Here is a 22,084-nt window from a genome sequence, read left to right as displayed (position 1 = left end):
CGACGCGCGCGCGGCCGGGCTTCTTCGTAACTGACGCCGTTGTCATTGTGGTGTTCCATTTCTGTCTGGATGACGTGATTCCGCGATCGCGGCGAGCACCGCATCACGGGCTTCGGCCGCGCCATCCGCGGCCAGGGCGACCTCGGCCAGCTGTTTCGCCTGGTCGAGGGTGTACTGCCTGAGGGACAGGCGAACGTCGGCGATGGCTGCCGGCGACATCGAGAGGGTGGTGGAGCCGAGGCCGACCAGCACCACGGCGAGCAACGGGTCGGCGGCGGCCTCTCCGCAGATGCCGACCGGCTTGCCCGCGGAGGCCCCGGCGGCGCCGACCTCGCCGATCAGGCGCAGGACGGCCGGATGCCACGGGTCCTGGAACCCTGCGACCGAGCCGAGCAGACGGTCGGCGGCGAGCGTGTACTGCGTGAGGTCGTTCGTGCCGATCGACGCGAACGCGGCCACTTCGAGGACCCGATCCGCGAGGAGTGCGGCGGCGGGGACCTCGATCATGACGCCGACCGTCTTGAGCCCGAGCTCGGTCGCGAGGTTCACGAAGTAGCGGGTCTCCTCGACCGTCGACACCATCGGGGCCATGACCCACATGTCGGCGTCGCTGACGGCGTCGGCCTCGGCGAGAGCGGTGAGCTGCTCGCGCAGGAGGTCCTCATTGGCACGCAGCGACCGCAGACCGCGGAGCCCCAGGGCGGGGTTGTCCTCGTGAGCGTCGTTGAGGAACTCGAGGGGCTTGTCCGCGCCGGCGTCGAGCACCCGCACGACCACCTTCTTGCCGGGGAAGTCGGAGAGCAGCCTGGTGTAGTGCTCCCGCTGCTGTTCGACCGTCGGCGCCATTCGCTGGTCGAGGAAGAGGAATTCGGTGCGGAAGAGACCGACACCCTCCGCGCCCGCGTCGAGTGCGGCCTGCGAGCCGGCGGTCGAACCGAGGTTGGCGAGCAGGGGGATGGGCGTTCCATCGGCCAGGGCTCCCGGCTCCGTTCCCCCGGAGAGCGCCGACGAGCGTTCCTCGATGCGGTGCAGCGCATCCGCCCTCCCCGCCTCGTCCGGATGCACGACGACCCGGCCCGCAGCTGCGTCGATGATCACCTCGGCGCCCTCGGGAATGCTGTCCGCTCCCGCGACGCCGACGACCGCGACGATCGACTTCTCGCGCGCGAGGATCGCGGTGTGCGAGGTCGGGCCGCCCTCGCGGGTGACCAGGCCGAGCACCTTGTCGAGGTCGAGCAGAGCCGTGTCGGCCGGCGCCAGGTCGTGGGCGACCAGCACGAACGGATCGTCGGACTCGGGCACCCCCGGAGCCGGCCGTCCGCTCAGCGCCGCGATCACGCGCTGGGCGACGTCATCGAGATCGGACGCACGCTCCCCCATGTAGCCGCCGAGGCCGGCCAGCATGTCGCGGAACACCGCGAAGCCTTCGAAGACGGCGCGCTCGGCGGTCTTGCCGCCGCCGATCCGGTCGAACACGTCGTCGAGCAGAGACGAGTCCTCTGCCATCATCGATTGCGCTTCGAGCACGTCCGCTGCCGTTCCGGTCACCTTCGCGGCGCGAGCGCGCAGATCGTCGGCGGCCGCGGCGACGGCGACCTTCACCCGCTCGCGCTCCTCCTCGGGGGTGCGGTCGCTGGGAACGTCGGCGGGCTCGGGAAGCGGGTCGGCCATCCGGAGCACGCGGCCGATGGCGACGCCCTGGCCGATGCCGGCGCCTGTGAGGACCTGAGTCGTGGTGTCGGCCATGATCAGGCGTCGTGGTCCGTGGAGAGGATGTCGGCCAGGTCGTCGAGCACCGAATCGGCGTTCTCCGCCTCGGTGACGAGGGTCACGTAGTCGCCGTGGTCGATGCCGAGGGAGATGACGCCGAGGATGCTGCCCGCGTTCACCGCCTTGCCCGAGTTCTTGGCGATCGTGACGGGTGCGCCCGACTCGGCGACCGCCTGCACGAAGAGTTTCGCCGGGCGCGCGTGCAGCCCGTGCGTCGATCCGACTCGGATGGTCCGCTCAGCCATTGTGATCTCCTTCAAGGTGGCGTGAAAAGGCAGTGGGTGCTCTCATAGTGCCGCCGCCCGCGCGTTCAATGCCAGGTCGAGTGCTTCATCCCCCGTGAGAGCGGCCGGCGAGATCGCCGGAAGAACCGCCACTGCAGCCCCGGCAGCACCCGCACGCTCGCGGAGTTCGTCCACCGTGCCCGCCAGGTGGGCGCCGACGAGAACGACGTCGACGGCCGCGAATTGCTCGAGCAGCTCCGCACTCGCCGCTTCCACCGTCACGTCGACTCCGCGCCGGCTCGCCGCCGTGCGCACCTTCAGCGCGACGAACGTGCTGGACGCACCGGCGCCGCACACGACGAGGATCTTCATCGATCAGCCTTTCGGGGTGGAACGGGGTGGAACGGGTGACTCCGGCGAAACGGATGGAACGCTGCCATGCTCGTCCCGCGGTCGGGTCGGCCGCCAGCACCGTTTCTTCCGCACCCCCGGAAGAAACGGCGGAAACCCCGGCCGGGTGCACCGGAAGTGGTTGACTCGTGTGCAACCGTGCGCGAAGCGGACGCGGAAAGGTGTGTGGTCTCGGTGGCGCTCCCGGCGAAGCAGGCGAGGATGCTGGACATCCTGTCGCGTCGCGGCGCCTGGGTCACCGCGAACGAGCTGGCGCACGAACTGGGCGTCACGACCCGCAGCATCCGCACCTACGTCGCCGAGCTGAAGGACGCCGCATCGCCACTCGAGGTCGTCGAGTCGGGTCCGAGCGGCTACCGGCTCGACCGGGAGGCGTACGGCACCTACCTCGCCGCATCCTCCGCCGCCCCGGATGCTGCAGCGCCCGCCGCAGCCGGCTCACCCCAGGCGCGTCTCGCCTACCTGGTGCGCCGTTTGCTCGACGAACCCGACGGCATCGATGTCTACGACACGGCCGAGAGCCTCTTCGTCAGCGACTCGACCGTCGAATCCGACCTCACCCGGATGCGCGGCCTCTTCGCCGGCACCGAGCTCGGCCTCGTGCGCCACGGCGCGACCGTTCAGCTGTCGGGACCGGAGATCGCGCGGCGCAAGCTTCTCAGCCGGCTCTTCCGCGACGAGATGCGACAGGGGATCGTGGATCTGGCGCGCATCCAGGAGGCGTTCGACTCCCGCGGTCTCGCCGACTTCAAGTCCGACCTGGTCGCGATGCTCGACGCCCGCGGCTTCTTCGTCAACGAGTACGGCATCAACGACGTGCTGCTGCACATGGCCGTCGCCCTCGACCGGGTCGCCAAGAACCGCGTGCTGCCCGCGACGGCCGACCCCGACGTGAGCGAGACCATCCGGCGGCTCGCCGACGACCTCGGACGCCTCGTCGCCCAGCACTTCGACGTCGCCCTCGACGGCACGGAGCTGCGGTACCTGGCGATCCTGCTGAGAACGCGGGTGATCGCGCCGGGCGCCGGAGCGAACCCGGTCTCCGAGTACGTGAGCGAGCACGACCTGGCGGTGGTGCGCAGCATCGTGGCGCGCGCATCCGCCGAGTACCTCGTCGACCTGCGCGACGAGGACTTCATCGTGCGGCTCACCCTGCACGTGCAGAACCTGGTGGCCCGCGCCCACGAGAACGAGTACTCGCGCAACCCCCTGACCCGCTCGATCAAGAGCTCGTACCCGATGATCTACGAGCTGGCCGTCTACATCGCGAGCCGCCTGCAGGCTGCCGAGGACATCGTGGTCAACGACGACGAGATCGCCTACATCGCCATGCACGTCGGCGCCTACCTCGAACAGCAGTCGCGGCGACGGGATGCGGTGACCTGCGCCGTCGTCTGCCCCAACTACTACGACATGCACATCCTGCTGCGCGAGCGACTGGAGAGCGCCCTCGGCGACGAGCTCGACGTGACCAGCGTGATCACCTCCACCGACGCCGACTGGGAGGCGATCGAGGCCGACCTCGTGCTCACCACGATCGACCCGCGCGGTCGTCGCGACAACGCTGTGGTCGTGCAGCCGTTCCTGACCGAGACCGACATCGAGCACACACGGCAGGCGATCGCGCGCATCCGCCGGCAGCGTCGCCGCGCCCGCATCAAGAACGACCTGCTCGAGTACTTCGACGAGTCGCTCTTCGTGCGCAACCTCTACGCGCGCGATCCGGACGCCATGATCCGAACCCTCGGCGACCGGATGATCGCAGCAGGTGCCATCGACCAGGAGTACGTCGATCGCTCCATCGAACGCGAGCACATGTCGTCGACCGCTTTCACCGACTCCCTCGCTGTCCCCCACGCGATGACCATGAGCGCCAAGCGCAGCGCCATTGCGATCGTCGTCAACGACGCGGCGATGGACTGGGGGGATGCGCGCGTCAACGTCATCGCGTTCGTCGCGTTCGACGCCGCCGGGCGCGCATCCTTTCAGACCGTGTTCGACCAGTTCGTGGAAGTCTTCTCGGACCGCGAGGCCGTGCTGCAGCTCATCCGCCGTGCCGACACCTTCACGACCTTCATCGACGAGCTCGTGCGCACCATCGACTCGTGACGACCTACTCGAAGACCGGCGAGAGGAAACGGCGCTCGTAACGACGGATGCACCCTGTCTCCTGCGCGAATCGCACGGCTTCGATGCACTCGGGGTCGACGGCAGCTGCAGCGCGGTACTTCTCGTATTCGGCGAACGAGGGGAAGGTGAACAGCGCGAACGCCTCGTCGCTGTCACCCTCGCTCGGCATGAAGTAGCCGTGATGCGCTCCGCCGAACTTGTCGACCAGCCGGATCCACCGCTGCCCGTAGTCGGTGAACTCGGCCAGTTTGGCGGGGTCGATCTCATATCGCAGATGAACGGTGATCACGCCCGAAGCCTACTTTCTCCCGAAGCTCGACACGGACGACGAGATGCCGAGGGGAGGAAGCCGGTCAGCGCTTGTCGAGCGTGCCGATCTGGGTGCCGTCCGTCCGGAAGACGGTGAGGGTGTTGTCCGCGACGGTGGCCGTGGCGGCGAGGTTGAGCCACGGGGTGACGCCCTCGCACGCCACGAGGGTGCTGGCGAACGGACCGAAGACGTACGTGTCGCCGTCGAGCTTGCCCGTTCCGGCTAGCGCGTTGCAGCCGTCCGTGCCATTGAAGTCGCCGTCGGAGGCGATGGTCAGCGACGGCTGACCCGGCTGCACCGTCCCCCAGGAGCCGGCGAAGTCCCCGACCGTACCGGGGGCGGCCGTCGACGGCGATGGGGTGGGGGTCGGCGCCACGCTCGATGCCGGAGCGCTGGATGAGCATCCGGCGAGCGTTGCGGACGCTGCGAGTGCAAGGACGATAGCTGCGATGCGCACGGTCTTCATGGGATCAACCTAGCGGCGGCACACGTCGAAGGAAATGATTGCGAATCGTGTTGACCGACCCGGTGCGCGCATTGCGCTCGCGGCGACCGCGCGTACCGTGACAGCAATGACGGATCAACCCGAAACCGCGTCCGACGACGAACTCAAGACCATCGCTGAACTCATCAAGGCCTCGAAAGTAGCCCTGCTCACGACTCAGACCAGCGACGGCGACCTGCACTCGCGGCCGCTCGCAACCCAGGAGGCCGAGTTCGACGGCGACCTGTGGTTCTTCACCCAGGATCCGAGCCCGAAGATCTCGGACATCCGGGCCCACTCGAACGTCAACGTGTCCTACGACACCGGCAAGGGCTACCTCTCGATCGCCGGCACCGCGGAGGTCGTCCACGACCGCGAGAAGGTGGACGAGCTGTGGTCGCCGACCGTGGAGCCCTGGTTCCCGGCCGGCAAGGACGACCCGAACGTCGCCCTGATCCTCGTCCACGCGGACAGCGCCGAGTACTGGGCGACCTTGGAGCCCGGCATCGTCACGGCGTTCAAGCTCGCCCGCTCGGTCGTCACCCGCCGCCCGCCCGACGTCGGGGAGAACCGTTCGGTCGAGCTCTGACGCCGGGTCGCCTGAGCTTCAGCGCACCACGCTGTTGATCTGCCGGGCGTCGAACAGTTCGTCGAGCACCACGCGGGCGGCGCCGAGGATGCCGGCGCGGTCCTTGGCGACGCTGACCGAGATGTCGAGGGTGTCGGTGATCATCGGGAGGCACTCGAAATAGATCCGTGAGCGCACACCGGCGACGAACGCCTCCGCCTCTCCGAGGATCCCGCCGAGCACGAGTCGCTGCGGGTTGAAGAAGTTCATGATGGTCGCCAGCACGCCGCCGACTCTGGTGCCCGCTTCGCGCAGCATCTGCGTGGCCAGCGGATGCGCATCCCGGGCCAGTGCGAGCACGTCGCCCGTGTCGGCGACCGCGACTCCCGCGTCGCGGAGGGCCTGCACGATGGCCGCTCCCCCGGCGACGGCGTCGAGGCATCCGGTGCGGCCGCAGGAGCAGAGCACCGGCGGCGCACCCGGAACGGTGACGTGGCTGATGTCGCCCGCCATCCCGTGGTGCCCGTGGTAGAGCTCACCGGAGGCGATCACCCCACAGCCGATGCTCGAACCGGCCTTGACGAACACGAAGTGCTGCACCTCGCCGTGCAGGCTGACGTGCTCGCCGAGGGCCATCAGGTTGGCGTCGTTGTCGATGGCGGCGGGGAGGCCGCTGATCCTGGTCATCATGGCGGCGACATCGACCCCGTTCCAGCCGGGCATCCGCGACGGCGAGACCATGAGTCCCGCGGAGTCGACCGGGCCGGGCAGTCCGAGGCCGAAGCCGCGGAGGCGCTGACCCGGCGAAGCGTGCTCGGCAACCATCTCGTCGGCCACTGCCGCGATCCAGGTGAGGATGCGCTGCGGCCCGTCCGCGATCTCCATGTTCTCGTTGCGAACCGCGACCAGCCGGCCGGAGAGGTCGACGAGGCCGAGGGTGGCGTGGTGCGAGCCGAGGTCGACGGCGCAGACCACCCCCGTCGTCGGATCCACCTCGAGGGTGCGGGGGCGGCGGCCGCCCTGGGAGACGCCCTCACCTGCCTCGCGCACGTAGCCCGCGTCGATCAGGGCGTCGATCCGCTGAGCGACGGTCGACGGCGACAGTCCGGTGGAGCGCGCGATCTCGGCGCGGGAGCGGGAGTGCCCCGACCGGATCAGGTCGAGGATGGCGCCGGCCGAGGAGCCGTGGCCCAGCAGGGCATCCGTGGTGCTGTTCATCGCGCCGGGCACTCCACTCTGAAGACGTTTGGGTCGAGAATACTGTATCAACTTTGTGTGAATTTGGATTAAGTAGCTCCAATATTGCGTAATACCGCATTCACTTAGTACGCTTTGCGAAACCCCGACGACGATGACACGAGGAACCCGATGACTTCAACGGATGCGCGCCCCATGGTGAGCCTGCACGCGGTCAACAAGCACTTCGGTGAGCTGCACGTGCTCAAGGACATCGAGCTGCAGGTCGGCGAGAAGGAAGTCGTCGTCGTGGTCGGGCCGTCCGGGTCGGGCAAGTCGACGCTGTGCCGCTCGATCAACCGGCTCGAAACCATCGACGAGGGTGAGATCCGGGTCGACGGCGAGCTGCTCCCCGTCGAAGGAGCCGCCCTCGCCCGCCTCCGGGCCGACGTCGGCATGGTCTTCCAGTCGTTCAATCTGTTCGCCCACCGCACGATCCTCGAGAACGTGACTCTCGCGCCCATCAAGGTGCGCGGCCTCAAGAAGGCCGCCGCCGAGAAGGAGGCGCTGGAGCTGCTCGACCGCGTCGGAATCGCCGACAAGGCGCAGAGCTACCCGGCGCAGCTCTCCGGTGGACAGCAGCAGCGCGCGGCCATCGCGCGGGCGCTCGCAATGCATCCGAAGGTCATGCTGTTCGACGAGCCGACCAGCGCCCTCGACCCCGAGATGGTCGGCGAGGTGCTGGAGGTCATGACCGCCCTCGCCAAGGAGGGCATGACGATGATCGTCGTCACGCACGAGATGGGCTTCGCCCGACGTGCCGCCGACCGTGTGGTCTTCATGGATCACGGTCAGATCGTCGAGGAGGCCGCACCCGCGGACTTCTTCGACAACCCGAGCTCCGAGCGCGCGCGCTCGTTCCTGGCTTCCGTCCTGTCGCACTGAGCGCTGAGCACCAGCGCCCGCTGCGCGGAAGGCACCACCAGCACCACCCTGCACCACACATCCCCTGAGGAAGGACGCAGTACATGACCCGCATCACCCGCAAGGCGACAGCCGCCGGCATCCTGCTGGCCGCCGTGACGCTCGCCATCTCCGCCTGCTCCGGCACCACGAGCCTGCCCGGCAGCGACTCGAGCGCCAGCGCAGGAGCAGACTCGGTCCTCACCGGCGCGCCCGTCGCGTCGGCAGACCTCATCCTGCCGAACTCCACCATGGAGGCCATCAAGAAGCGCGGCAAGCTCGTCGTCGCCGAGGCGCTCGACGCCCCGCTGCTCTCGCAGCAGGACCCGACCAACCCCGACCAGGTCACCGGATTCGACGCCGACCTGGCGAAGCTGCTCGCCATCTACATCCTCGGCAAGCCGAACGTGGAGATCGTGCCGCCCGCATCCGAGACCCGTGAGGCGATGCTGCAGAACGGCACGGTCGACGTGGTGTTCAACACCTACACGATCACCGAGGAGCGCGCCACGCAGGTCGACTTCGCCGGACCGTACTTCGAGTCCGGTCTCGCCGTGGCCGTCAAGAGCGACAACGACACGATCAAGAGCGTCAAGGACCTCGACGGCAAGCACGTCATCGTCGGCGCCAACACGCCCGCCGTCACGGCTGTCCCCGAGGTCGCTCCGACCGCGAAGGTGACCGCGTTCGCCACCGACCCGGCCGCTGTGCAGGCGCTCATCCAGGGACGCGGCGACGCCTACGTGCAGGACTACACCCTGCTCGCCAGCGACGCGGCCAGCGAGAAGCAGATCAAGGTCGTCGGCGCGCCGTTCACCAAGGAGCCGTACGGCATCGGCCTCAAGCACGGCGACTCCGACTTCAAGTCGTTCATCAACGAATGGCTGAAGACGATCCAGAAGGGCGGCCAGTGGGGCCAGGCGTGGAAGACCACGCTCGGCACCGTGACCGACTCCGCCATTCCCACGCCGCCGGAGATCGGTTCGGTCCCCGGTTCCTGACCGGCCGGGATGCGCGCGGAGTGTCCACACATCCTCCGCGCGCATCCCGACCTCACACCCTCCTTCTGACTTCGCTTGTGAGTGACGAATGAACCCCCTGATCGACAACCTCGGGCTGATCGCCCAGGCACTCGGCACGACCCTGATGATGGCCGTCATCGCCGGGGTCGGCTCGATCGTGCTCGGCGTGCTCGTCACGGTGGCGCGGGTCAGCCCCATCCCGATCCTGCGCGGCGCCGCGTTCCTCTACGTGCAGTTCTTCATCAACGTCCCGCTGCTCGCGCTGCTGCTCCTGGCCGTGTTCGCGTTGCCGGATGCGGGCATCCTGCTGCCCCTCACCCCCACGGCGATCATCGTGCTGATGGTCTACGAGGCCGCCTACGTGGCCGAGGCCGTGCGGAGCGGTGTCAACACCGTCTCGGTCGGGCAGGTCGAGGCCTCCCGCGCGCTCGGCCTCACGCTCGCGCAGTCGCTGCGGTTCGTGGTCATCCCCCAGGCGCTGCGCGCCGTCGTGCAGCCGATCGGCAACGTGATGATCGCGCTGGCGATGAACACCGCCCTCGCCGCGGCCGTCGGCGTCGTAGAACTCACCGCGACCGTCAACAAGATCAACCTGGTCGCCGCGCAGCCGATCATCATCTTCTCCGGCGCGGGCATCCTCTACATGGCCATCGCCCTCGCCATCGGCCTCGCCGCCGGATGGGTCGAACGAAAGGTGGCGATCGTCCGATGACCGCCCAGCTCATCCCCGACCGTCCCGCTCCGGCACGCCCTCGCAGGTCGAAGCGCCAGTACGGTGCCTCCTTCATCTACGACCAGCCCGGCCCCCGCGGAAAGCGCAACATCCTCCTCGGCTCCGTGATCAGCTGCGCCGTCTTCGCCGTGGTCATCGGACTCGGTCTGTGGCAGTTCGCTTCGCATGGCCAGCTCGACCCCGAGCGCTGGGCGCCGTTCACCGACTGGGCGATCTGGAACTACCTGCTCGTCGGACTGCTCGGCACCCTCGAGGCCGCGGCCATCGTCGCTGTGCTCGGTGGCGCGCTCGGCGTGCTGCTCGCCCTCGGCCGGATGAGCCACCAACGCTGGCTGCGCTGGCTCAGCTCCATCTACATCGAGATCGCCCGCACGGTTCCGGTGCTGCTGCTGATTTACCTCATGCTGTTCGGCCTGCCGCAGATCGGCATCAATCTGCCGACCCTGTGGAAGCTGGTCGTCCCGCTCACTATCGCCAACTCGGCCGTCTTCGCGGAGATCGTACGCGCGGGCGTCGCCAGTCTTCCGCGCGGGCAGCGCGAAGCGGCACTCAGCCTCGGGATGCGCTCCGCCCAGGCGATGCGCTTCGTCGTGTTCCCCCAGGCCGTCCGCAACGTCGCCCCGTCGCTCGTGACGCAGCTCGTCAGCCTGCTGAAGGACACGTCGCTCGGCTACATCGTCGCCTTCACCGAACTGCTCTACCGCGGCCAGGTGCTCGCCTCGTACCTGCACCTGCTGATCCCGACCTATATCGCCGTCACAGCGATCTACCTCGTGGTCAACGGCAGCCTCTCCTTCCTGGCGTCACGTCTGCAGCGCGGCTCACGCCGGCGCCCGATCAAGCAGCCTCCCCTGCCGGGACTCCCGGCCATCGATCACACGAAAGTCTCGAATGCCTGAGTCGCCCATCACATCCGTTCCCGCCCCTGCCGTCGCGTCGCTGGCCGAGCTGGCCGCCGTCACGAGGTCGGGTCTCGTCGAGAGCCGCCACTTCGGCTCGCTCGTCGCGGTCGACCCGTCGGGTGCGACGCTGCTCGAACTCGGCGCTCCGGATGCGGTGGTGCTGCCGCGCTCGACGGTGAAGCCGCTGCAGGCACTCGCCTGCCTCACGGCGGGAGCACCGCTCGCCGGCCCGGAACTGGCGATCGCCGCGGGAAGCCACACCGGTGAGGACGAGCACGTGCGCATCGTGCGCTCGATCCTCGACCGCGCGGGCCTCGACGAGAGCGCTCTCGGCTGCCCCGTCGACCGGCCCGAGGACGAGGACACGTTCGAACGGCTGGTGCGCGCGGGCGACCCGCGGTCGCGCATCCGGATGAACTGCTCCGGCAAGCACGCCGCCATGCTGCTCGCCTGCTCGGTCAACGGATGGTCGACGCACGACTACCTCGACACGAACCACCCGCTGCAGCAGCACGTACGCGCCACGATGGCGGAGGTCACGGGCGTTCCGGTCTCCCACGACGCGATCGACGGATGCGGCGCCCCCCTCTTCGGGACCACCGTCCGCGGCATCGCGCAGGCGTTCCGCGCGCTCGTGCAGGCGGACCCGGCCACGCCGGCGGGCCTGGTCGCGGCTGCAATGCGCGAGCATCCCTTCTACGTCGGCGGCTCCGGCCACCAGAACTCGACGCTCATGGAGACGGTGCCGGGCGCCCTCGCCAAGGGCGGAGCGGAGGGCGTCATCGGCGTCGCCGCAGCCGACGGCACCGCGGTGTCCATGAAGATCGTCGACGGCAGCCCGCGGGCGACGACGGTTCTCGCGCTCCGGGTTCTCGAGACGTTCGGCGTCGATGTCTCCGGTGCACGCGCGCTGACCTCGGTCGCGATCCTCGGCGGCGGTGTTCCCGTCGGCGAGATCCGGGTCGGCAGCGACCTCGCCGCCACGCTCGGGGCGGCCGCGTGACCGCGGTCGAGGTCTGCCTCGACGACCTGGACGGGATCTCGATCGCGGAGCGGGCCGGCGCGGACCGCGTCGAGCTCTGCGCCTCCCTCTCCGACGGCGGAGTCACCCCGAGTACGGGCACGGTGGCCGTGGCGCTGCGCACGGCCACGCGGATCGGCGTGTACGTGCTCATCCGGCAGCGGCCGGGCGACTTCGTCTTCAGTCGCGCCGAAGTCGACGCGATGGTCGAGGACATCCGCGCCATCCGTGCGCTGCCGAATCCCTCCGCCGTTCCGCTCGGCTTCGTGCTCGGAGCGCTGCACCCCGACGGAACGATCGACGTCGAGGCGACCCGCCGGATGGTCGACGCGTGCGAGGACTCGCCCGTCACCTTCCACAAGGCTTTCGACCAGACCCCCGACCTTCCCGCCGCCCTGGACGAGCTGATCGAGGTGGGCGTCGCCCGCATCCTGACCTCCGGCGGGGAAGCCACTGCACAAGAGGACGCGGCGAAGCTCGCCGAGCTGGTCGTGCGCGCCCGGGGGCGCGTGAGCATTCTCGCCGGCGGCGGGGTGCGGCCCGCGAACGTGGCGGCGCTCGTCGGCACCACGGGAGTGTCCGAGGTGCATCTGCGTGCCGGCGTGGCCGTGCCGAGTGCAGCGCGCGAAGCCGGCGCTGCTCCCACCGTCTACGACTCGGGGTTCCGGATGGTCACCTCCGAGACCGTCGTGCGGAACGTGCTCGCCGAGCTGGGCCGCCAGGGCCGGGTCGCCGCGTGAGCGCCGCTGTTCTCGCGGTCGATCTCGGCGGCACGGCGATGAAGGGGGCCGTGGTCACCGAACGCGGGGAGACTGTCGCGGAGCTCACTCGCGCGACGCCGCCGACCGAGGTGGTCGCCGCACTGATCGCGCTGTTCCACGACTTGCGCTCGCTCGCATCCGACCTCGGGATCGCCGTCGTCGGCGCCGGCGTCGCGACACCCGGCATGGTCGACGAGGAGCGCGGCGTGGTGCTCTACGCCTCCAACCTGGACTGGCGAGACGTGCCGTTGCTCGACGCTCTGCGCGACGCTCTCGACGTTCCCGTCGCCCTCGGCCACGATGTGCGCGCCGCCGGGCTCGCCGAACGACTCATCGGCGCCGCGCGCGGAACCGACGACTTCGTGCTCGTCCCGATCGGCACCGGGATCGCCGCGGCGCTCGTGACGGCGGGCGATACGGTGACCGGCGCGACCGGAGCGGCGGGCGAGTTCGGCCACATCCCGATCGTCATGGACGGCGAACTGTGCACCTGCGGCCAGCGCGGCTGCCTCGAGGTCTACGTCTCGGGCGCGGGCCTCGCCCGGCGCTATGCGGCGGCCGGCGGCGCTGGCTTGAGCTCCCGTGAGATCGTCGGCCGCCTCGGCGCCGACCCGATCGCCGACGGCGTGTGGACGGAGGCCGTCGACGCGCTGGCACAGGGCTTGAACATCCTCACGCTGCTGCTCGACCCCACCGTGATCGTTCTCGGCGGCGGCTTCTCCCGGGCCGGGGATGCGCTCTTCACCCCCCTCCGCGCACGCATGTCGGCCGGTCTGGCGTGGCGTTCGAGCCCGCAGGTCGTGCGCAGCGAGCTCGGCGGCGCAGCGGGCAGGATCGGCGCGGCCATTCTCGCCTTCCGTGCCGCCGGACGCGAGCACGTCGTTCAGGAGTGGACGGCCGTCGGCGTGGCGTGACGACGTGCCGCCGGGCGGTCTGCCCGGCGGCACGTACGTCGTCGTGACTACTTCAGGTGGTGGGTGCGGCGTAGCCGCTTCGCGGCGGTCCGGTTGCGCGTGCCGAACATCAGCACGACACCGATTAGCGCAAGCAGAGCTGCGATCGCGCCGACGCTGAGGTCGTCCGACCCCGTCTGCGCGAGTGTTGTCGCAGCGTCCGCTCCGAGGATCGTCGCCGCACCGCTAGCGGCTGTCATGGTCCCCGTCGCGAGTGCGACCGGAACCGTAGGCGTGCCACCACCCGGGGCGCCCGCGTCGCCGTCCGTCGTGGACCCAGCGGAAGTCGACGAACCCGCAGCGCTCGAGTCGCCGACGAGACTGATCGCGTTACCACCCGCCACTACCGGAACAGCAGCACTGATCGGCGCCTGAGTACCGGACGCAAGCCCATCCGAACCCGAGGTCGTCGAACCCGACGTGCTCGGGCGGGAGGCGGAGACCGGAGCCGACGACGTCGACCCCGACGACTCCGAGTCACCGAGCACGCTGATCGCATTACCCCCGACCGTCACCGGAACAGCAGCATCGACCGGCGCCTGAGTACCGGATGCGATACCGTCGCTCCCCGAGGTCGTCGGCGCGGACGCCTGCCCGGACGGGGCGGGAGCCGCGGCCGTCGTCGCGTCACTGCTCGAGGAGTCACCGAGAGCACTGACCGCGTTGCCGGACAGGGTGACCGGAACGCTCACGCCCGCGACCGCCTGGCTGCCCGAGAGCACCCCGTCGAGTCCCGAGGTCGTTACGGCCGGCGCCGAAGCGGGAGCCGCGGCGGGGACGGACGCGGTATCCGCCCCGCTGCTCGACGAGTCGCCGAGCACGCTGATCCCGTTGCCGCCCAGCGTGACCGGAGCGGTGAGGTCGACGACAGCTTGCTCGCCGGAGGCGGTACCGTCTGCGCCGCTGGTTTCGGCGGCGTTGGCCACACCGACTCCGGCAAGCGAGAGACCGCCGAGGAAGAGGGTGAACCACAGTCCCCTCGACACGTATTTATTCATGATGAATAGCCCTTCGATTGAGTGTTCTTCGCTCCCGGGAACGGGAGACGTGGTCGCGTTCCGCCATACGGGCGGAGCGGACCCACTCAGTCGGGGCTGGTGTCGTGGTCGGTGACAGCGGAGACCGGAAGTCGGTCGTCCGCAGGTGTGCCCGCCAAGCCGCGCGCCGCGGCGGGCAGGGCGGGGAGGTCGCTTGGCAGAGCGGCAGTGGGGCCGGCAGCGCCGGACCCCGATGAGGATGAGCCGCTCCCCGAGATCGCCGGCTCGCCGAGGGGTGTTGCATCACCAGGACCGGTCGGAGCCGCCGGCGCCGAGCCTGGCGAGGCGACGCCCGGATGCGCACCCAGCGCCCCGATCACCGCCGGGTGCGGCCCGGATGGTCGCGCCTCGACAGCGGGGACGGGGCTCGCCGCGACGACGAAGCCGGGTGCCACCGCGACGATCGCGTCGTCATCCGAAGCGGGTGCGGCGGACGGATCGACCGCATCCGTCGCCATAACCACGAGCGATCCGACGATGCCGTCGACCGCTTCTGCGACCGGCGCGGTGATCGTGACGGCGACATGCCGAACCGGGGTCGGCACGACGGTAGAGACCGGCCGCGCCGCTGCGACGGCCGTCTCACCGGTCTGGACGACCGGGTCCGACAGGGCGCCGCCGACCCCTGAGACGAGGGAGCCGACCGATCCGAGAACCGAGTGCGTCGACGGATCGGACGGCGCAGGCTCGGCGGCGGAAGCGGACGCTCCGCCGAAGAAGAATCCGAGGAGGGCGATGCCCGCGCCGCCGATCAGCGAACCGATCAGAAGCCGCGCAGGGCTGAGGGAGCGCCGCTCGTCGGCCTGCTCACCTGACATGCACGATCACCCCCTGATCACTCGTCAAGCCAGAACGTACTCCGCTGTCTACCCCACCGGAAGTGGCTGGTCAGAATGCTGCTCGACGGCACGGACGCGGCGCCGGCGGGCGGTGACGGCTGCGAACGCCATCACGACGACCGCGCCGACGGTGATCAGCGAGCCGGCCCAGAGGGGCGAGGTGTAGCCGAGACCGGCGGTGATCGTGAGTCCGCCGATCCACGCGCCCAGCGCGTTGCCGAGGTTGAAGGCGGCGATGTTCGCGCCGGAGGCGAGGGTCGGAGCGTGATCGGCATACATCATCACGCGCGTCTGCAGCCCGGCGACCGTGGCGAATCCGAAGAACCCCATCAGGAGGAGGGCGGCGATCGTCGCGATCGGGCTCGCGGCTACGAGGGCGAACGCGGCCAGCACGACGGCGAGGCCGGCGAGAATGATCACCAGGCTCTTGTCGAGGGCTCGGTCGGCGAACCGTCCGCCGAGGGCGTTGCCCACGAACATCCCGACACCGAAGACGATCAGGAGCCAGGGCACGGCCGCGGATGCGAATCCTGAGACATCCGTGAGGGTGTACGCGATGTAGGTGAATGCACCGAACATCCCGCCGAACCCGAGCACGGTGACCGCGATCGAGAGCCACACCTGGCCGGAGCGGAAGGCGGTCAGCTCGTGGCGGAGACCATTGCTCGTCGCTCCCTGCGTCGTGCGCGGAACGAGAACCGCCACGCCGATCAGCGCGATGACCCCGATCACAGTGATGGCCCAGAAGGTCGACCGCCAGCCGAGGGCCTGGCCGAGAAGCGTGCCGAACGGCACACCGAGCACGTTGGCCGCGGTGAGCCCGGTGAACATGATCGCGATGGCGCGCGCCTGCTTGTCGGGGGCGACCATGCCGGCCGCGACGACCGACCCGATTCCGAAGAAGGCTCCGTGGCAGAGGGCGGCGAGGATGCGCCCCGACAGCATGACCTCGTAGGTGGGCGCGAGCGCCGAGAGCGCGTTGCCCCCGATGAAGAGCACCATCAGGCCGAGGAGCACCGGTTTGCGGGGCAGCCGGGTGACAGCAGCTGTGAGGCCGAGCGCCCCCACGACGACCGCGAGCGCGTAGCCGGAGATGAGCCAGCCGGCGGCCGCCTCGTTCACATGGAAGTCTGCGGCGACCTCGGGCAGAAGCCCCGCAATGACGAACTCGGTGAGGCCGATGCCGAAGCCGCCGAGGGCCAGGGCGATGAGACCGATGGGCATGGAACTCCCTGAATGCATTTCGGATTGGTGGATGCGGCGCGTACTCTAATAGTTGCAGGCGCGTCATAAATAGTTGCACATGCAACTACTTGACGCAACCCCGCATCGACGTGAACGGAAAGGCCGCGAATGGGAATCGCCGACGACGCCCTCGAGGTGCGCGCGCATGGCTGGCGAACACTCGCCGCCCTCCACAACTTCATCGAGAACGAACTCGAACGCTCGCTCAGCAAAGAGGTCAACCTGTCGGTCGTCGAGTACACCGTGCTCGACGCCCTGAGCCGCCAGGACGGCTGGCACATGCGCATGCAGCAGCTCGCACGTGCGAGCGCGCTCAGTCCTAGCGCGACCACCCGGCTGGTCAACCGGCTCGAGGAGCGTGCCCTGCTCACGAGGGTGCTCTGCGACGACGATCGGCGCGGCATCTACACCGAGCTGACCGCTGCCGGCCACGACCTGCTCGACCGGGCCAGGCCCATCCACGACGCCGCCCTCGATCGGGCGCTCTCGGAGGCCAACGACGTGCCCGAGCTCGCCGGGCTCATCTCGGCTCTCCCCCAGCTCGCCCTCACCCACTGACCGCCGAAAGCAACACATGCTCAGAACCATGTTCAAGTCGAAGATCCACCGCGCGACGGTGACGCACTCCGACCTCCACTACGTCGGCTCCCTCACCGTCGACCAGGATCTGCTCGACGCCGCCGACCTGCTGCCCGGCGAGCAGGTGAGCGTCGTCGACATCGCGAACGGCAGCCGCTTCGAGACCTACCTCATCGCGGGCGAACGCGGCAGCGGCGTCATCGGCGTGAACGGTGCGGCCGCTCACCTGACCGAGGTCGGCCACCTGATCATCGTCATCTCCTACGCCCAGCTGACGGATGCGGAAGCCCGCGTCTTCGAGCCGACCGTCGTGCACGTCGACGCCGGCAACCGAATCGTCGCCGTGGGGACCGACCCCGCCGCGGCACTCACGCCCGGCGTCTCCGCCCCGCCGCTCGCCGTCCGCTAACGCCCCGTCTCCCGCGGCGTCGCGGGCGGTCAACGCAGGATCTCGACGAGCGCGACCCAGGAGAAGATGACCGCTCCGATGAGGGCGACGATCGTTGCCACCGCGACGACGACCAGGCCGGCAGGCAGGCCGAAGACGAGCAGCACACCGCCGACCGCGAAGATCACCAGGGGTCCCACGAACGACGCGATGTGCCCCGCGTCGTACTTGTGCAGGGTGCCCGGTGTCTGATCCTGCACGATGGCCCGCGCCGCGAGCACCGCGATCGCGCCGCATCCCGCCGTGCCGACCAGCACTTCGACACCGAACGCCCACAGCGGCTGACCGGGGATGAGCGCCAGGCATGCCAGCACCACGCCCAGGATGAGCGCGGCGACGGCAGCGCCCGCTCGCGCCGCGAGACCCCGCGACTCCGCGATCTGCTTGATGTTCACCGACAGGGCCACGATGAGCAGGCCGCCGAGAGCCGCGCCCGCCCCCGCGATGGCCACATTGAAGTCGGTCCACGACTCGAGGGCAACATCCATGCCTCACAGAGTAGTGAATCGGGATGCGGGCAATAGTGGTACGACTTCAGTACCCGATGGAAGACATCCCGTTCTATTTCCTGAGCCGATTGTCAATGAAGCCACCTAGCCCACCGGCAAGGGCGACGATCACGGCAACCCAGATGAACGGCATCCCGGCATCGACGCTCGAAGAGGTGAGCGGAGCAACCGTGACAATGCCAACTACCAAGAGAACGAGGGCAACAGCAGTCGCTGTCCCACTGATCCAGTTGATGCGCCAGGGATGCTTGGACATCACGAAACTCCATGTGGATCAGGGGCAGTGCTGACGTCGTTCCCACTCGGTGGACAGAACCGTACATACCCAGAGCGACGCACTCGCAGACCAACGTAGCAGCTTTTCCTGGCACTGACATGCCATATATCTCGACCCAGCACAGAAGATCGCTCGACGTCCGAGAATTGGCCACGCCCTGGTGCCCGCCCGGACGGATGGCGTATAACGGTGCCATGAGCGACGCGATCACGAACTGGATCGACCTCTACCGCCGTGCCTGGGAGAGCAACGACCCCGACGACATCCGCGCACTCTTCACGGAGGACGCTTCGTACCGCACCGAACCGTTCGCCGAGCCCTGGGACGGCCACCTCGAGATCGTCGAGGGCTGGCTCGACGCCCAGGACGACCCGGGCGCTGCCGTCTTCGAATGGCGGCTCGCCGGCCGCGACGACGCCGTCTACTTCGTCGAGGGCCTCACCGAATACCGGGAGGGCCCTACGTACAGCAATCTGTGGGTGGTCCGCCTCGCTCCCGACGGCCGCGCCGAGGAGTTCACCGAGTGGTGGATGGAACAGGGCGACAGCTCGGACTGAGCAGCGTCAGAGCGAGCCGAGCCACAGCCCGAGCCCGGCCGCGGCGAGCGCGAGCACGAGCATCCCGAAGCCGTTGACGAGCGCCGCACGGTAGCGCCGCTGCTGGGCGAGTCGCACGGTCTCGTAGCTCGCCGTGCTGAACGTCGTGTAGCCGCCGAGGAACCCCGTGCCCAGGATGGCGCGCCACTCGGCGGGCAGTCCGTGTGCGAGCGCCAAACCGGTCACGAGGCCGAGCAGAAACGATCCGGTGACGTTGATGACCGTCGTGCCGAGCGGGAAGTTCACCGCGAACCGGCTGCGCAGAAACGTGTCGAAGACCAGCCGGGCGACCGCTCCCAGCCCGCCGGCCACGGCCACCGCGAGCACGAGCAGCGGCGTCACCGTCGCGCCCCCGCCCGGCCGACCCGTGCTGCGAGCGCGATCCCCGCGACGGAGGCGAGCGCCCCGATCAGGATGGTCGCGAGGGCGTACAGGATGCTGCCGCCGATGTTCTGCGCGACGATCAGCCCGTCCGCGTCCACCGCGAACGCGCTGTAGGTCGTGAAGCCGCCGAGGATGCCCGTGCCGATGAAGAGGCGGAGGTCGCGGCGCATCCCCTCGTCGGGCCCGCGCAACGCGAGCGCCTCGAGGAGGATGCCGAGCAGGAACGCACCGACGACGTTGATGCCGAAGGTCGCGATCGGGAGGCCGGCCACGGACGGCACGACCGCCGACACGAGATACCGCACGGTCGTGCCGAGCGCGCCACCGACGAAGACGAGGGCGATGTAGCGCCAGCGGAGATGCACCGGCTCACTATACCGGCGGATCCTCCCACGGGAGCTTGCCGTCACCGGTGACGGGCGCGAGCGGAACCACGATCACGGGCCGGTGCTGCCGGTGCGCGAGGTGCGCAGCGATCGAGCCGTTGAAGAATTCCCGGATGCTCCCCCGCAGCCCCGCCTCCCGTGTGCCGACCACGATGTACCGGGCGTCCACCTCGTCGGCCAGCCGGGCGAGCGCCCAGGACGGATCCCCCGCGAGCTGTTCGAGGCTGTACCGCACGCCGAGCCTGTCGAGCACGCCGCTGATGTGCGCTTCCAGGTCGGGGTCGAACTGCTCCTTCTCGGTCTCGGGCAGGTCGGGGTCATAGGGAAGTGCGACCACCGTTCCGTCCACATAGTTCGAGACCAGGTACCGGTTGGGGTCGACGTTGGCGCACACGAGTGAGATGTCGAGGTCGTCGGCCAAGCGCGCCGCCTGCTCGAGCACCTTCACCGGCTGGCCGGCGACCACCGCGACCAGGACCCCTCCGGGCTGCGTCTTGTCGGTTCCGCTCATGCCTCAAGTGTGATGCGCTTGAGGCCGATCGTCCACTGCCCGCTCCGGGGGGCACCCTTGGCCTGGCGCGGATGCTGGGGTACCGTCACGACAAGACACCCTCGAAGGGAGCCCGATGAGTTTCGAGAAGCCGCCCCTGCCGCGCGAGCGGCGGCGGACGACGCGCGGCCTGCGGCCGCTCCCCGAGCTGACGAAAGACCTGGTCGCCCAGTTGCGCCGTCTGCTCGCCGGCGAGCTCGCGCTGTTCAAGGCGGAGATGACGAAGAAGGCCAAGGCGGCCGGGATCGGTGTCGGCCTGCTGGTCGGGGCACTGGCGTTCCTCTTCTTCTCGCTCTGCGCCTTCGTGACGACGGCCGTTCTCGCGTTCGCGCTCATCATGCCCGCCTGGCTCGCAGCGCTCGTGGTCGCCGCGATCCTCCTGGTGATCGCCGGGATCGTGGCGCTGATCGGCCGAGGAGCCCTCAAGCGCGGGATGCCGCCGGTGCCCGACGATCTCAAACAGGAGCTCAGCGACGACGTGAAGGCGCTGAAGGGGGAGCGACCGTGACGACCACAAGACCGGAGCGCGCCCCGCTTCCGAAGGATGCGGGCATCAACGTGCTCAAGCTCGACCTCGAAAAGACGAGGGACGAACTGGCGGACACCCTCGACGACATCTTCGCGACGTTCAACCTCGGGGTGCAGATCCGTTCGCATCCGGTGTTCTTCGCCGGACTCTTCCTCGCCGCGGTGGGTGCGGCGGCCGGTGCCGTCGCACTGCTGACGCGGGGACGTTCACGTGGCGGACGCTGACCGCTCGAGCGTCGGGTCCGCCCGGGCGAAGGCTGTCGGCCGCATCGAGGGGATGAGGCACGTCTCGTGGTTCGGGCTGCCGTGGGGGTTCATCCTCAAGCGCACCCTGCGGAGCTTCACCGTCGATGCCTGCACCGACCTGGCGGCGGGACTCACGTATTTCGCTGTGCTGTCGCTGTTCCCGGCGATGATCGCGCTGGTGAGCATCCTGGGGCTGGTCGGCCAGAGCGAGGCGGGGATCAACGCGCTGTTCGACATCGTGGAGCAGGTCGCGCCGGGGTCGCTGGATGCGGTGAAAGAGCCGATCGTCAACCTGGCCTCCTCGCCGGCGAGCGGCTGGGGCCTCGTGATCGGGATCGTCGGCGCGATCTGGTCGGCGTCCGGCTACGTCGGCGGATTCGGGCGCGCCCTCAACCGCGTCTACGGCGTTCCGGAGGGGCGGGCCGCGCTCCCGCTCCGCCTCACCCAGCTCGGTGTCACGATCGCCACGCTCGTCCTGATCGCCGTCGTGGCCGTCATGCTCGTGATCTCCGGCCCGGTCGCGACGGCGATCGGCGACGTCCTCGGCGTGGGTGAGACCGCGCAGATCGTCTGGTCGGTCGTCAAGTGGCCCGTGCTCGTCGTGGCACTCGTGCTGCTCGTAGCGCTGCTGTACTACGCCACGCCGAACGTGCGGCAGACCCGGTTCCGGTGGTTGACGACCGGCTCGTTCACGGCGATCGTGCTGCTCGGGATCGCCTCGGCCCTGTTCGCCCTGTACGTCGCCAACTTCGGCAACTACGACAGGACGTACGGCTCGCTCGCCGGAATCATCATCTTCCTCCTGTGGCTCTGGATCGCGAACGTGGTGCTGCTGCTCGGCGGCGAACTCGACTCGGAGATCGAGCGGGCGCGCGAGCTGGTGAGCGGGATCGAGGCCGACGCCGGCATCAAGCTCCCCCTCAAATCGACCAAAGCCGTCGCCAAAGCGCAGGACGCGGCCGCCGGCGACATCCTCGCCGCGCGCGCCGTGCGCCGTCGATTCCGCAACGGCTGAGCCTGCCCGCCCCGCTG

Annotated in this window: 28 protein-coding genes; 15 read left to right on the top strand and 13 right to left on the bottom strand. The window is 69.2% G+C overall.

Going from position 1 to position 22,084, the window contains the following annotated elements:
- Window positions 1-42 precede the first annotated feature (42 nt).
- The 3 genes from ptsP to ACFVV0_RS02425 are packed head-to-tail and all read right to left on the bottom strand — an operon-like array spanning window position 43 to window position 2,366.
- Complete coding sequence (ptsP, locus tag ACFVV0_RS02435) at window positions 43-1,746, bottom strand: phosphoenolpyruvate--protein phosphotransferase (protein WP_387057715.1); 1,704 nt, start codon at window positions 1,744-1,746, stop codon at window positions 43-45.
- A gap of 2 nt (window positions 1,747-1,748) precedes the next feature.
- Window positions 1,749-2,015, bottom strand: a complete 267-nt coding sequence (locus tag ACFVV0_RS02430) for an HPr family phosphocarrier protein (RefSeq protein WP_387057713.1) — start codon at window positions 2,013-2,015, stop codon at window positions 1,749-1,751.
- Window positions 2,016-2,057: 42 nt separating this feature from the next.
- A complete protein-coding gene (locus tag ACFVV0_RS02425; protein WP_387057709.1) occupies window positions 2,058-2,366 on the bottom strand; it encodes a PTS sugar transporter subunit IIB in 309 nt (102 codons plus the stop codon).
- 213 nt (window positions 2,367-2,579) lie between these two features.
- Between ACFVV0_RS02425 and ACFVV0_RS02420 the strand changes: the two genes are divergently transcribed.
- Entirely contained in the window at window positions 2,580-4,514 is a 1,935-nt protein-coding gene (locus ACFVV0_RS02420) for a BglG family transcription antiterminator (protein WP_387059440.1), read from the top strand.
- 4 nt (window positions 4,515-4,518) lie between these two features.
- Here ACFVV0_RS02420 and ACFVV0_RS02415 read toward each other — a convergent pair whose 3' ends face one another.
- Together ACFVV0_RS02415 and ACFVV0_RS02410 are read right to left on the bottom strand one after the other, a co-directional pair.
- Window positions 4,519-4,824 carry an NIPSNAP family protein gene (locus ACFVV0_RS02415; protein WP_387057706.1) on the bottom strand — a complete coding sequence of 102 codons (306 nt, stop codon included), beginning with the start codon at window positions 4,822-4,824 and terminating at the stop codon, window positions 4,519-4,521.
- A 64-nt stretch (window positions 4,825-4,888) separates the two neighbouring features.
- Complete coding sequence (locus tag ACFVV0_RS02410) at window positions 4,889-5,311, bottom strand: META domain-containing protein (RefSeq protein WP_387057703.1); 423 nt, start codon at window positions 5,309-5,311, stop codon at window positions 4,889-4,891.
- 106 nt (window positions 5,312-5,417) lie between these two features.
- On the opposite strand from ACFVV0_RS02410, the gene ACFVV0_RS02405 reads away from it, so the two are divergent.
- Window positions 5,418-5,918 (top strand): pyridoxamine 5'-phosphate oxidase family protein, encoded by a 501-nt coding sequence (locus ACFVV0_RS02405; protein ID WP_387057700.1) that lies wholly within the window; start codon window positions 5,418-5,420, stop codon window positions 5,916-5,918.
- Between the two features lie 18 nt (window positions 5,919-5,936).
- On the opposite strand, the gene ACFVV0_RS02400 is transcribed toward ACFVV0_RS02405, so the two are convergent.
- A complete protein-coding gene (locus ACFVV0_RS02400; protein ID WP_387057698.1) occupies window positions 5,937-7,115 on the bottom strand; it encodes an ROK family protein in 1,179 nt (392 codons plus the stop codon).
- Window positions 7,116-7,265: 150 nt separating this feature from the next.
- Here ACFVV0_RS02400 and ACFVV0_RS02395 point away from each other — a divergent pair, with 150 nt between their 5' ends.
- The 7 genes from ACFVV0_RS02395 to ACFVV0_RS02365 all read left to right on the top strand — a co-directional run bounded on the left by ACFVV0_RS02395 (window position 7,266) and on the right by ACFVV0_RS02365 (window position 13,389).
- Entirely contained in the window at window positions 7,266-8,018 is a 753-nt protein-coding gene (locus tag ACFVV0_RS02395) for an amino acid ABC transporter ATP-binding protein (protein WP_387057695.1), read from the top strand.
- Between the two features lie 83 nt (window positions 8,019-8,101).
- Complete coding sequence (locus tag ACFVV0_RS02390) at window positions 8,102-9,037, top strand: glutamate ABC transporter substrate-binding protein (RefSeq protein ID WP_387057692.1); 936 nt, start codon at window positions 8,102-8,104, stop codon at window positions 9,035-9,037.
- A gap of 88 nt (window positions 9,038-9,125) precedes the next feature.
- Window positions 9,126-9,770 carry an amino acid ABC transporter permease gene (locus tag ACFVV0_RS02385; RefSeq protein ID WP_387057689.1) on the top strand — a complete coding sequence of 215 codons (645 nt, stop codon included), beginning with the start codon at window positions 9,126-9,128 and terminating at the stop codon, window positions 9,768-9,770.
- Window positions 9,767-10,690: an amino acid ABC transporter permease gene (locus ACFVV0_RS02380; RefSeq protein WP_387057686.1), complete on the top strand. Its 924-nt coding sequence runs from the start codon at window positions 9,767-9,769 to the stop codon at window positions 10,688-10,690. The genes ACFVV0_RS02385 and ACFVV0_RS02380 overlap by 4 nt, the downstream gene beginning before the upstream one ends.
- Window positions 10,683-11,696 (top strand): asparaginase, encoded by a 1,014-nt coding sequence (locus tag ACFVV0_RS02375; RefSeq protein ID WP_387057683.1) that lies wholly within the window; start codon window positions 10,683-10,685, stop codon window positions 11,694-11,696. The genes ACFVV0_RS02380 and ACFVV0_RS02375 overlap by 8 nt, the downstream gene beginning before the upstream one ends.
- On the top strand, window positions 11,693-12,454 hold the full coding sequence (locus tag ACFVV0_RS02370; protein WP_387057680.1) for a copper homeostasis protein CutC: 762 nt from the start codon (window positions 11,693-11,695) through the stop codon (window positions 12,452-12,454). The genes ACFVV0_RS02375 and ACFVV0_RS02370 overlap by 4 nt, the downstream gene beginning before the upstream one ends.
- The gene (locus ACFVV0_RS02365) at window positions 12,451-13,389 is read left to right on the top strand and encodes an ROK family protein (RefSeq protein WP_387057677.1); all 939 of its coding nucleotides are present in this window, start codon (window positions 12,451-12,453) and stop codon (window positions 13,387-13,389) included. The genes ACFVV0_RS02370 and ACFVV0_RS02365 overlap by 4 nt, the downstream gene beginning before the upstream one ends.
- Window positions 13,390-13,436: 47 nt before the next feature.
- On the opposite strand, the gene ACFVV0_RS02360 is transcribed toward ACFVV0_RS02365, so the two are convergent.
- The 3 genes from ACFVV0_RS02360 to ACFVV0_RS02350 form a co-directional block, all read right to left on the bottom strand.
- Window positions 13,437-14,426, bottom strand: coding sequence for a hypothetical protein (locus tag ACFVV0_RS02360; RefSeq protein WP_387057674.1), 990 nt, complete (start codon window positions 14,424-14,426; stop codon window positions 13,437-13,439).
- 86 nt (window positions 14,427-14,512) lie between these two features.
- Window positions 14,513-15,283: a hypothetical protein gene (locus ACFVV0_RS02355; RefSeq protein WP_387057672.1), complete on the bottom strand. Its 771-nt coding sequence runs from the start codon at window positions 15,281-15,283 to the stop codon at window positions 14,513-14,515.
- A 48-nt stretch (window positions 15,284-15,331) separates the two neighbouring features.
- Window positions 15,332-16,528: an MFS transporter gene (locus ACFVV0_RS02350; protein ID WP_387057670.1), complete on the bottom strand. Its 1,197-nt coding sequence runs from the start codon at window positions 16,526-16,528 to the stop codon at window positions 15,332-15,334.
- Between the two features lie 129 nt (window positions 16,529-16,657).
- On the opposite strand from ACFVV0_RS02350, the gene ACFVV0_RS02345 reads away from it, so the two are divergent.
- Complete coding sequence (locus tag ACFVV0_RS02345) at window positions 16,658-17,107, top strand: MarR family winged helix-turn-helix transcriptional regulator (RefSeq protein WP_387057668.1); 450 nt, start codon at window positions 16,658-16,660, stop codon at window positions 17,105-17,107.
- A 16-nt stretch (window positions 17,108-17,123) separates the two neighbouring features.
- Entirely contained in the window at window positions 17,124-17,537 is a 414-nt protein-coding gene (gene panD / locus ACFVV0_RS02340) for an aspartate 1-decarboxylase (protein WP_387057666.1), read from the top strand.
- A 29-nt stretch (window positions 17,538-17,566) separates the two neighbouring features.
- Here the strand turns inward: panD and ACFVV0_RS02335 are convergent, their stop codons facing one another.
- A complete protein-coding gene (locus ACFVV0_RS02335) occupies window positions 17,567-18,064 on the bottom strand; it encodes a hypothetical protein (RefSeq protein WP_387057664.1) in 498 nt (165 codons plus the stop codon).
- Between the two features lie 492 nt (window positions 18,065-18,556).
- On the opposite strand from ACFVV0_RS02335, the gene ACFVV0_RS02330 reads away from it, so the two are divergent.
- The gene (locus ACFVV0_RS02330; protein ID WP_387057662.1) at window positions 18,557-18,919 is read left to right on the top strand and encodes a nuclear transport factor 2 family protein; all 363 of its coding nucleotides are present in this window, start codon (window positions 18,557-18,559) and stop codon (window positions 18,917-18,919) included.
- A gap of 6 nt (window positions 18,920-18,925) precedes the next feature.
- On the opposite strand, the gene crcB (ACFVV0_RS02325) is transcribed toward ACFVV0_RS02330, so the two are convergent.
- Genes crcB (ACFVV0_RS02325) through ACFVV0_RS02315 form a run of 3 tightly spaced genes read right to left on the bottom strand, consistent with a single transcriptional unit; the run spans window position 18,926 to window position 20,239 of the window.
- The gene (crcB, locus tag ACFVV0_RS02325; RefSeq protein WP_387057660.1) at window positions 18,926-19,300 is read right to left on the bottom strand and encodes a fluoride efflux transporter CrcB; all 375 of its coding nucleotides are present in this window, start codon (window positions 19,298-19,300) and stop codon (window positions 18,926-18,928) included.
- Complete coding sequence (gene crcB, locus ACFVV0_RS02320) at window positions 19,297-19,707, bottom strand: fluoride efflux transporter CrcB (RefSeq protein WP_387057658.1); 411 nt, start codon at window positions 19,705-19,707, stop codon at window positions 19,297-19,299. The genes crcB (ACFVV0_RS02325) and crcB (ACFVV0_RS02320) overlap by 4 nt, the downstream gene beginning before the upstream one ends.
- A 7-nt stretch (window positions 19,708-19,714) precedes the next feature.
- Window positions 19,715-20,239 (bottom strand): universal stress protein, encoded by a 525-nt coding sequence (locus tag ACFVV0_RS02315; RefSeq protein WP_387057656.1) that lies wholly within the window; start codon window positions 20,237-20,239, stop codon window positions 19,715-19,717.
- Window positions 20,240-20,354: 115 nt separating this feature from the next.
- Between ACFVV0_RS02315 and ACFVV0_RS02310 the strand changes: the two genes are divergently transcribed.
- Genes ACFVV0_RS02310 through ACFVV0_RS02300 form a run of 3 tightly spaced genes read left to right on the top strand, consistent with a single transcriptional unit; the run spans window position 20,355 to window position 22,067 of the window.
- Window positions 20,355-20,786: a phage holin family protein gene (locus tag ACFVV0_RS02310; RefSeq protein WP_387057654.1), complete on the top strand. Its 432-nt coding sequence runs from the start codon at window positions 20,355-20,357 to the stop codon at window positions 20,784-20,786.
- The gene (locus ACFVV0_RS02305; protein ID WP_387057652.1) at window positions 20,783-21,031 is read left to right on the top strand and encodes a hypothetical protein; all 249 of its coding nucleotides are present in this window, start codon (window positions 20,783-20,785) and stop codon (window positions 21,029-21,031) included. Before ACFVV0_RS02310 ends, ACFVV0_RS02305 begins: the two co-directional genes overlap by 4 nt.
- Window positions 21,018-22,067, top strand: coding sequence for a YihY/virulence factor BrkB family protein (locus ACFVV0_RS02300; protein ID WP_387057650.1), 1,050 nt, complete (start codon window positions 21,018-21,020; stop codon window positions 22,065-22,067). Before ACFVV0_RS02305 ends, ACFVV0_RS02300 begins: the two co-directional genes overlap by 14 nt.
- Window positions 22,068-22,084 lie beyond the last annotated feature (17 nt).

The organism is Leifsonia sp. NPDC058230 (genome assembly GCF_042882245.1).
Lineage (GTDB): Bacteria > Actinomycetota > Actinomycetes > Actinomycetales > Microbacteriaceae > Leifsonia.
This window is presented reverse-complemented; position numbering and strand designations above follow the sequence as displayed.

Excerpts from the sequence above, each read along its gene's own strand:
- ptsP (WP_387057715.1), bottom strand. The coding sequence starts at position 1,746 with ATGGCCGACACCACGACTCAGGTCCTCACAGGCGCCGGCATCGGCCAG.
- ACFVV0_RS02430 (WP_387057713.1), bottom strand. The coding sequence starts at position 2,015 with ATGGCTGAGCGGACCATCCGAGTCGGATCGACGCACGGGCTGCACGCG.
- ACFVV0_RS02425 (WP_387057709.1), bottom strand. The coding sequence starts at position 2,366 with ATGAAGATCCTCGTCGTGTGCGGCGCCGGTGCGTCCAGCACGTTCGTC.
- ACFVV0_RS02410 (WP_387057703.1), bottom strand. The coding sequence starts at position 5,311 with ATGAAGACCGTGCGCATCGCAGCTATCGTCCTTGCACTCGCAGCGTCC.
- ACFVV0_RS02405 (WP_387057700.1), top strand. The coding sequence starts at position 5,418 with ATGACGGATCAACCCGAAACCGCGTCCGACGACGAACTCAAGACCATC.
- ACFVV0_RS02400 (WP_387057698.1), bottom strand. The coding sequence starts at position 7,115 with ATGAACAGCACCACGGATGCCCTGCTGGGCCACGGCTCCTCGGCCGGC.
- ACFVV0_RS02395 (WP_387057695.1), top strand. The coding sequence starts at position 7,266 with ATGACTTCAACGGATGCGCGCCCCATGGTGAGCCTGCACGCGGTCAAC.
- ACFVV0_RS02390 (WP_387057692.1), top strand. The coding sequence starts at position 8,102 with ATGACCCGCATCACCCGCAAGGCGACAGCCGCCGGCATCCTGCTGGCC.
- ACFVV0_RS02385 (WP_387057689.1), top strand. The coding sequence starts at position 9,126 with ATGAACCCCCTGATCGACAACCTCGGGCTGATCGCCCAGGCACTCGGC.
- ACFVV0_RS02380 (WP_387057686.1), top strand. The coding sequence starts at position 9,767 with ATGACCGCCCAGCTCATCCCCGACCGTCCCGCTCCGGCACGCCCTCGC.
- ACFVV0_RS02375 (WP_387057683.1), top strand. The coding sequence starts at position 10,683 with ATGCCTGAGTCGCCCATCACATCCGTTCCCGCCCCTGCCGTCGCGTCG.
- ACFVV0_RS02360 (WP_387057674.1), bottom strand. The coding sequence starts at position 14,426 with ATGAATAAATACGTGTCGAGGGGACTGTGGTTCACCCTCTTCCTCGGC.
- ACFVV0_RS02355 (WP_387057672.1), bottom strand. The coding sequence starts at position 15,283 with ATGTCAGGTGAGCAGGCCGACGAGCGGCGCTCCCTCAGCCCTGCGCGG.
- ACFVV0_RS02350 (WP_387057670.1), bottom strand. The coding sequence starts at position 16,528 with ATGCCCATCGGTCTCATCGCCCTGGCCCTCGGCGGCTTCGGCATCGGC.
- ACFVV0_RS02345 (WP_387057668.1), top strand. The coding sequence starts at position 16,658 with ATGGGAATCGCCGACGACGCCCTCGAGGTGCGCGCGCATGGCTGGCGA.
- panD (WP_387057666.1), top strand. The coding sequence starts at position 17,124 with ATGCTCAGAACCATGTTCAAGTCGAAGATCCACCGCGCGACGGTGACG.
- ACFVV0_RS02335 (WP_387057664.1), bottom strand. The coding sequence starts at position 18,064 with ATGGATGTTGCCCTCGAGTCGTGGACCGACTTCAATGTGGCCATCGCG.
- ACFVV0_RS02330 (WP_387057662.1), top strand. The coding sequence starts at position 18,557 with ATGAGCGACGCGATCACGAACTGGATCGACCTCTACCGCCGTGCCTGG.
- ACFVV0_RS02315 (WP_387057656.1), bottom strand. The coding sequence starts at position 20,239 with ATGAGCGGAACCGACAAGACGCAGCCCGGAGGGGTCCTGGTCGCGGTG.
- ACFVV0_RS02310 (WP_387057654.1), top strand. The coding sequence starts at position 20,355 with ATGAGTTTCGAGAAGCCGCCCCTGCCGCGCGAGCGGCGGCGGACGACG.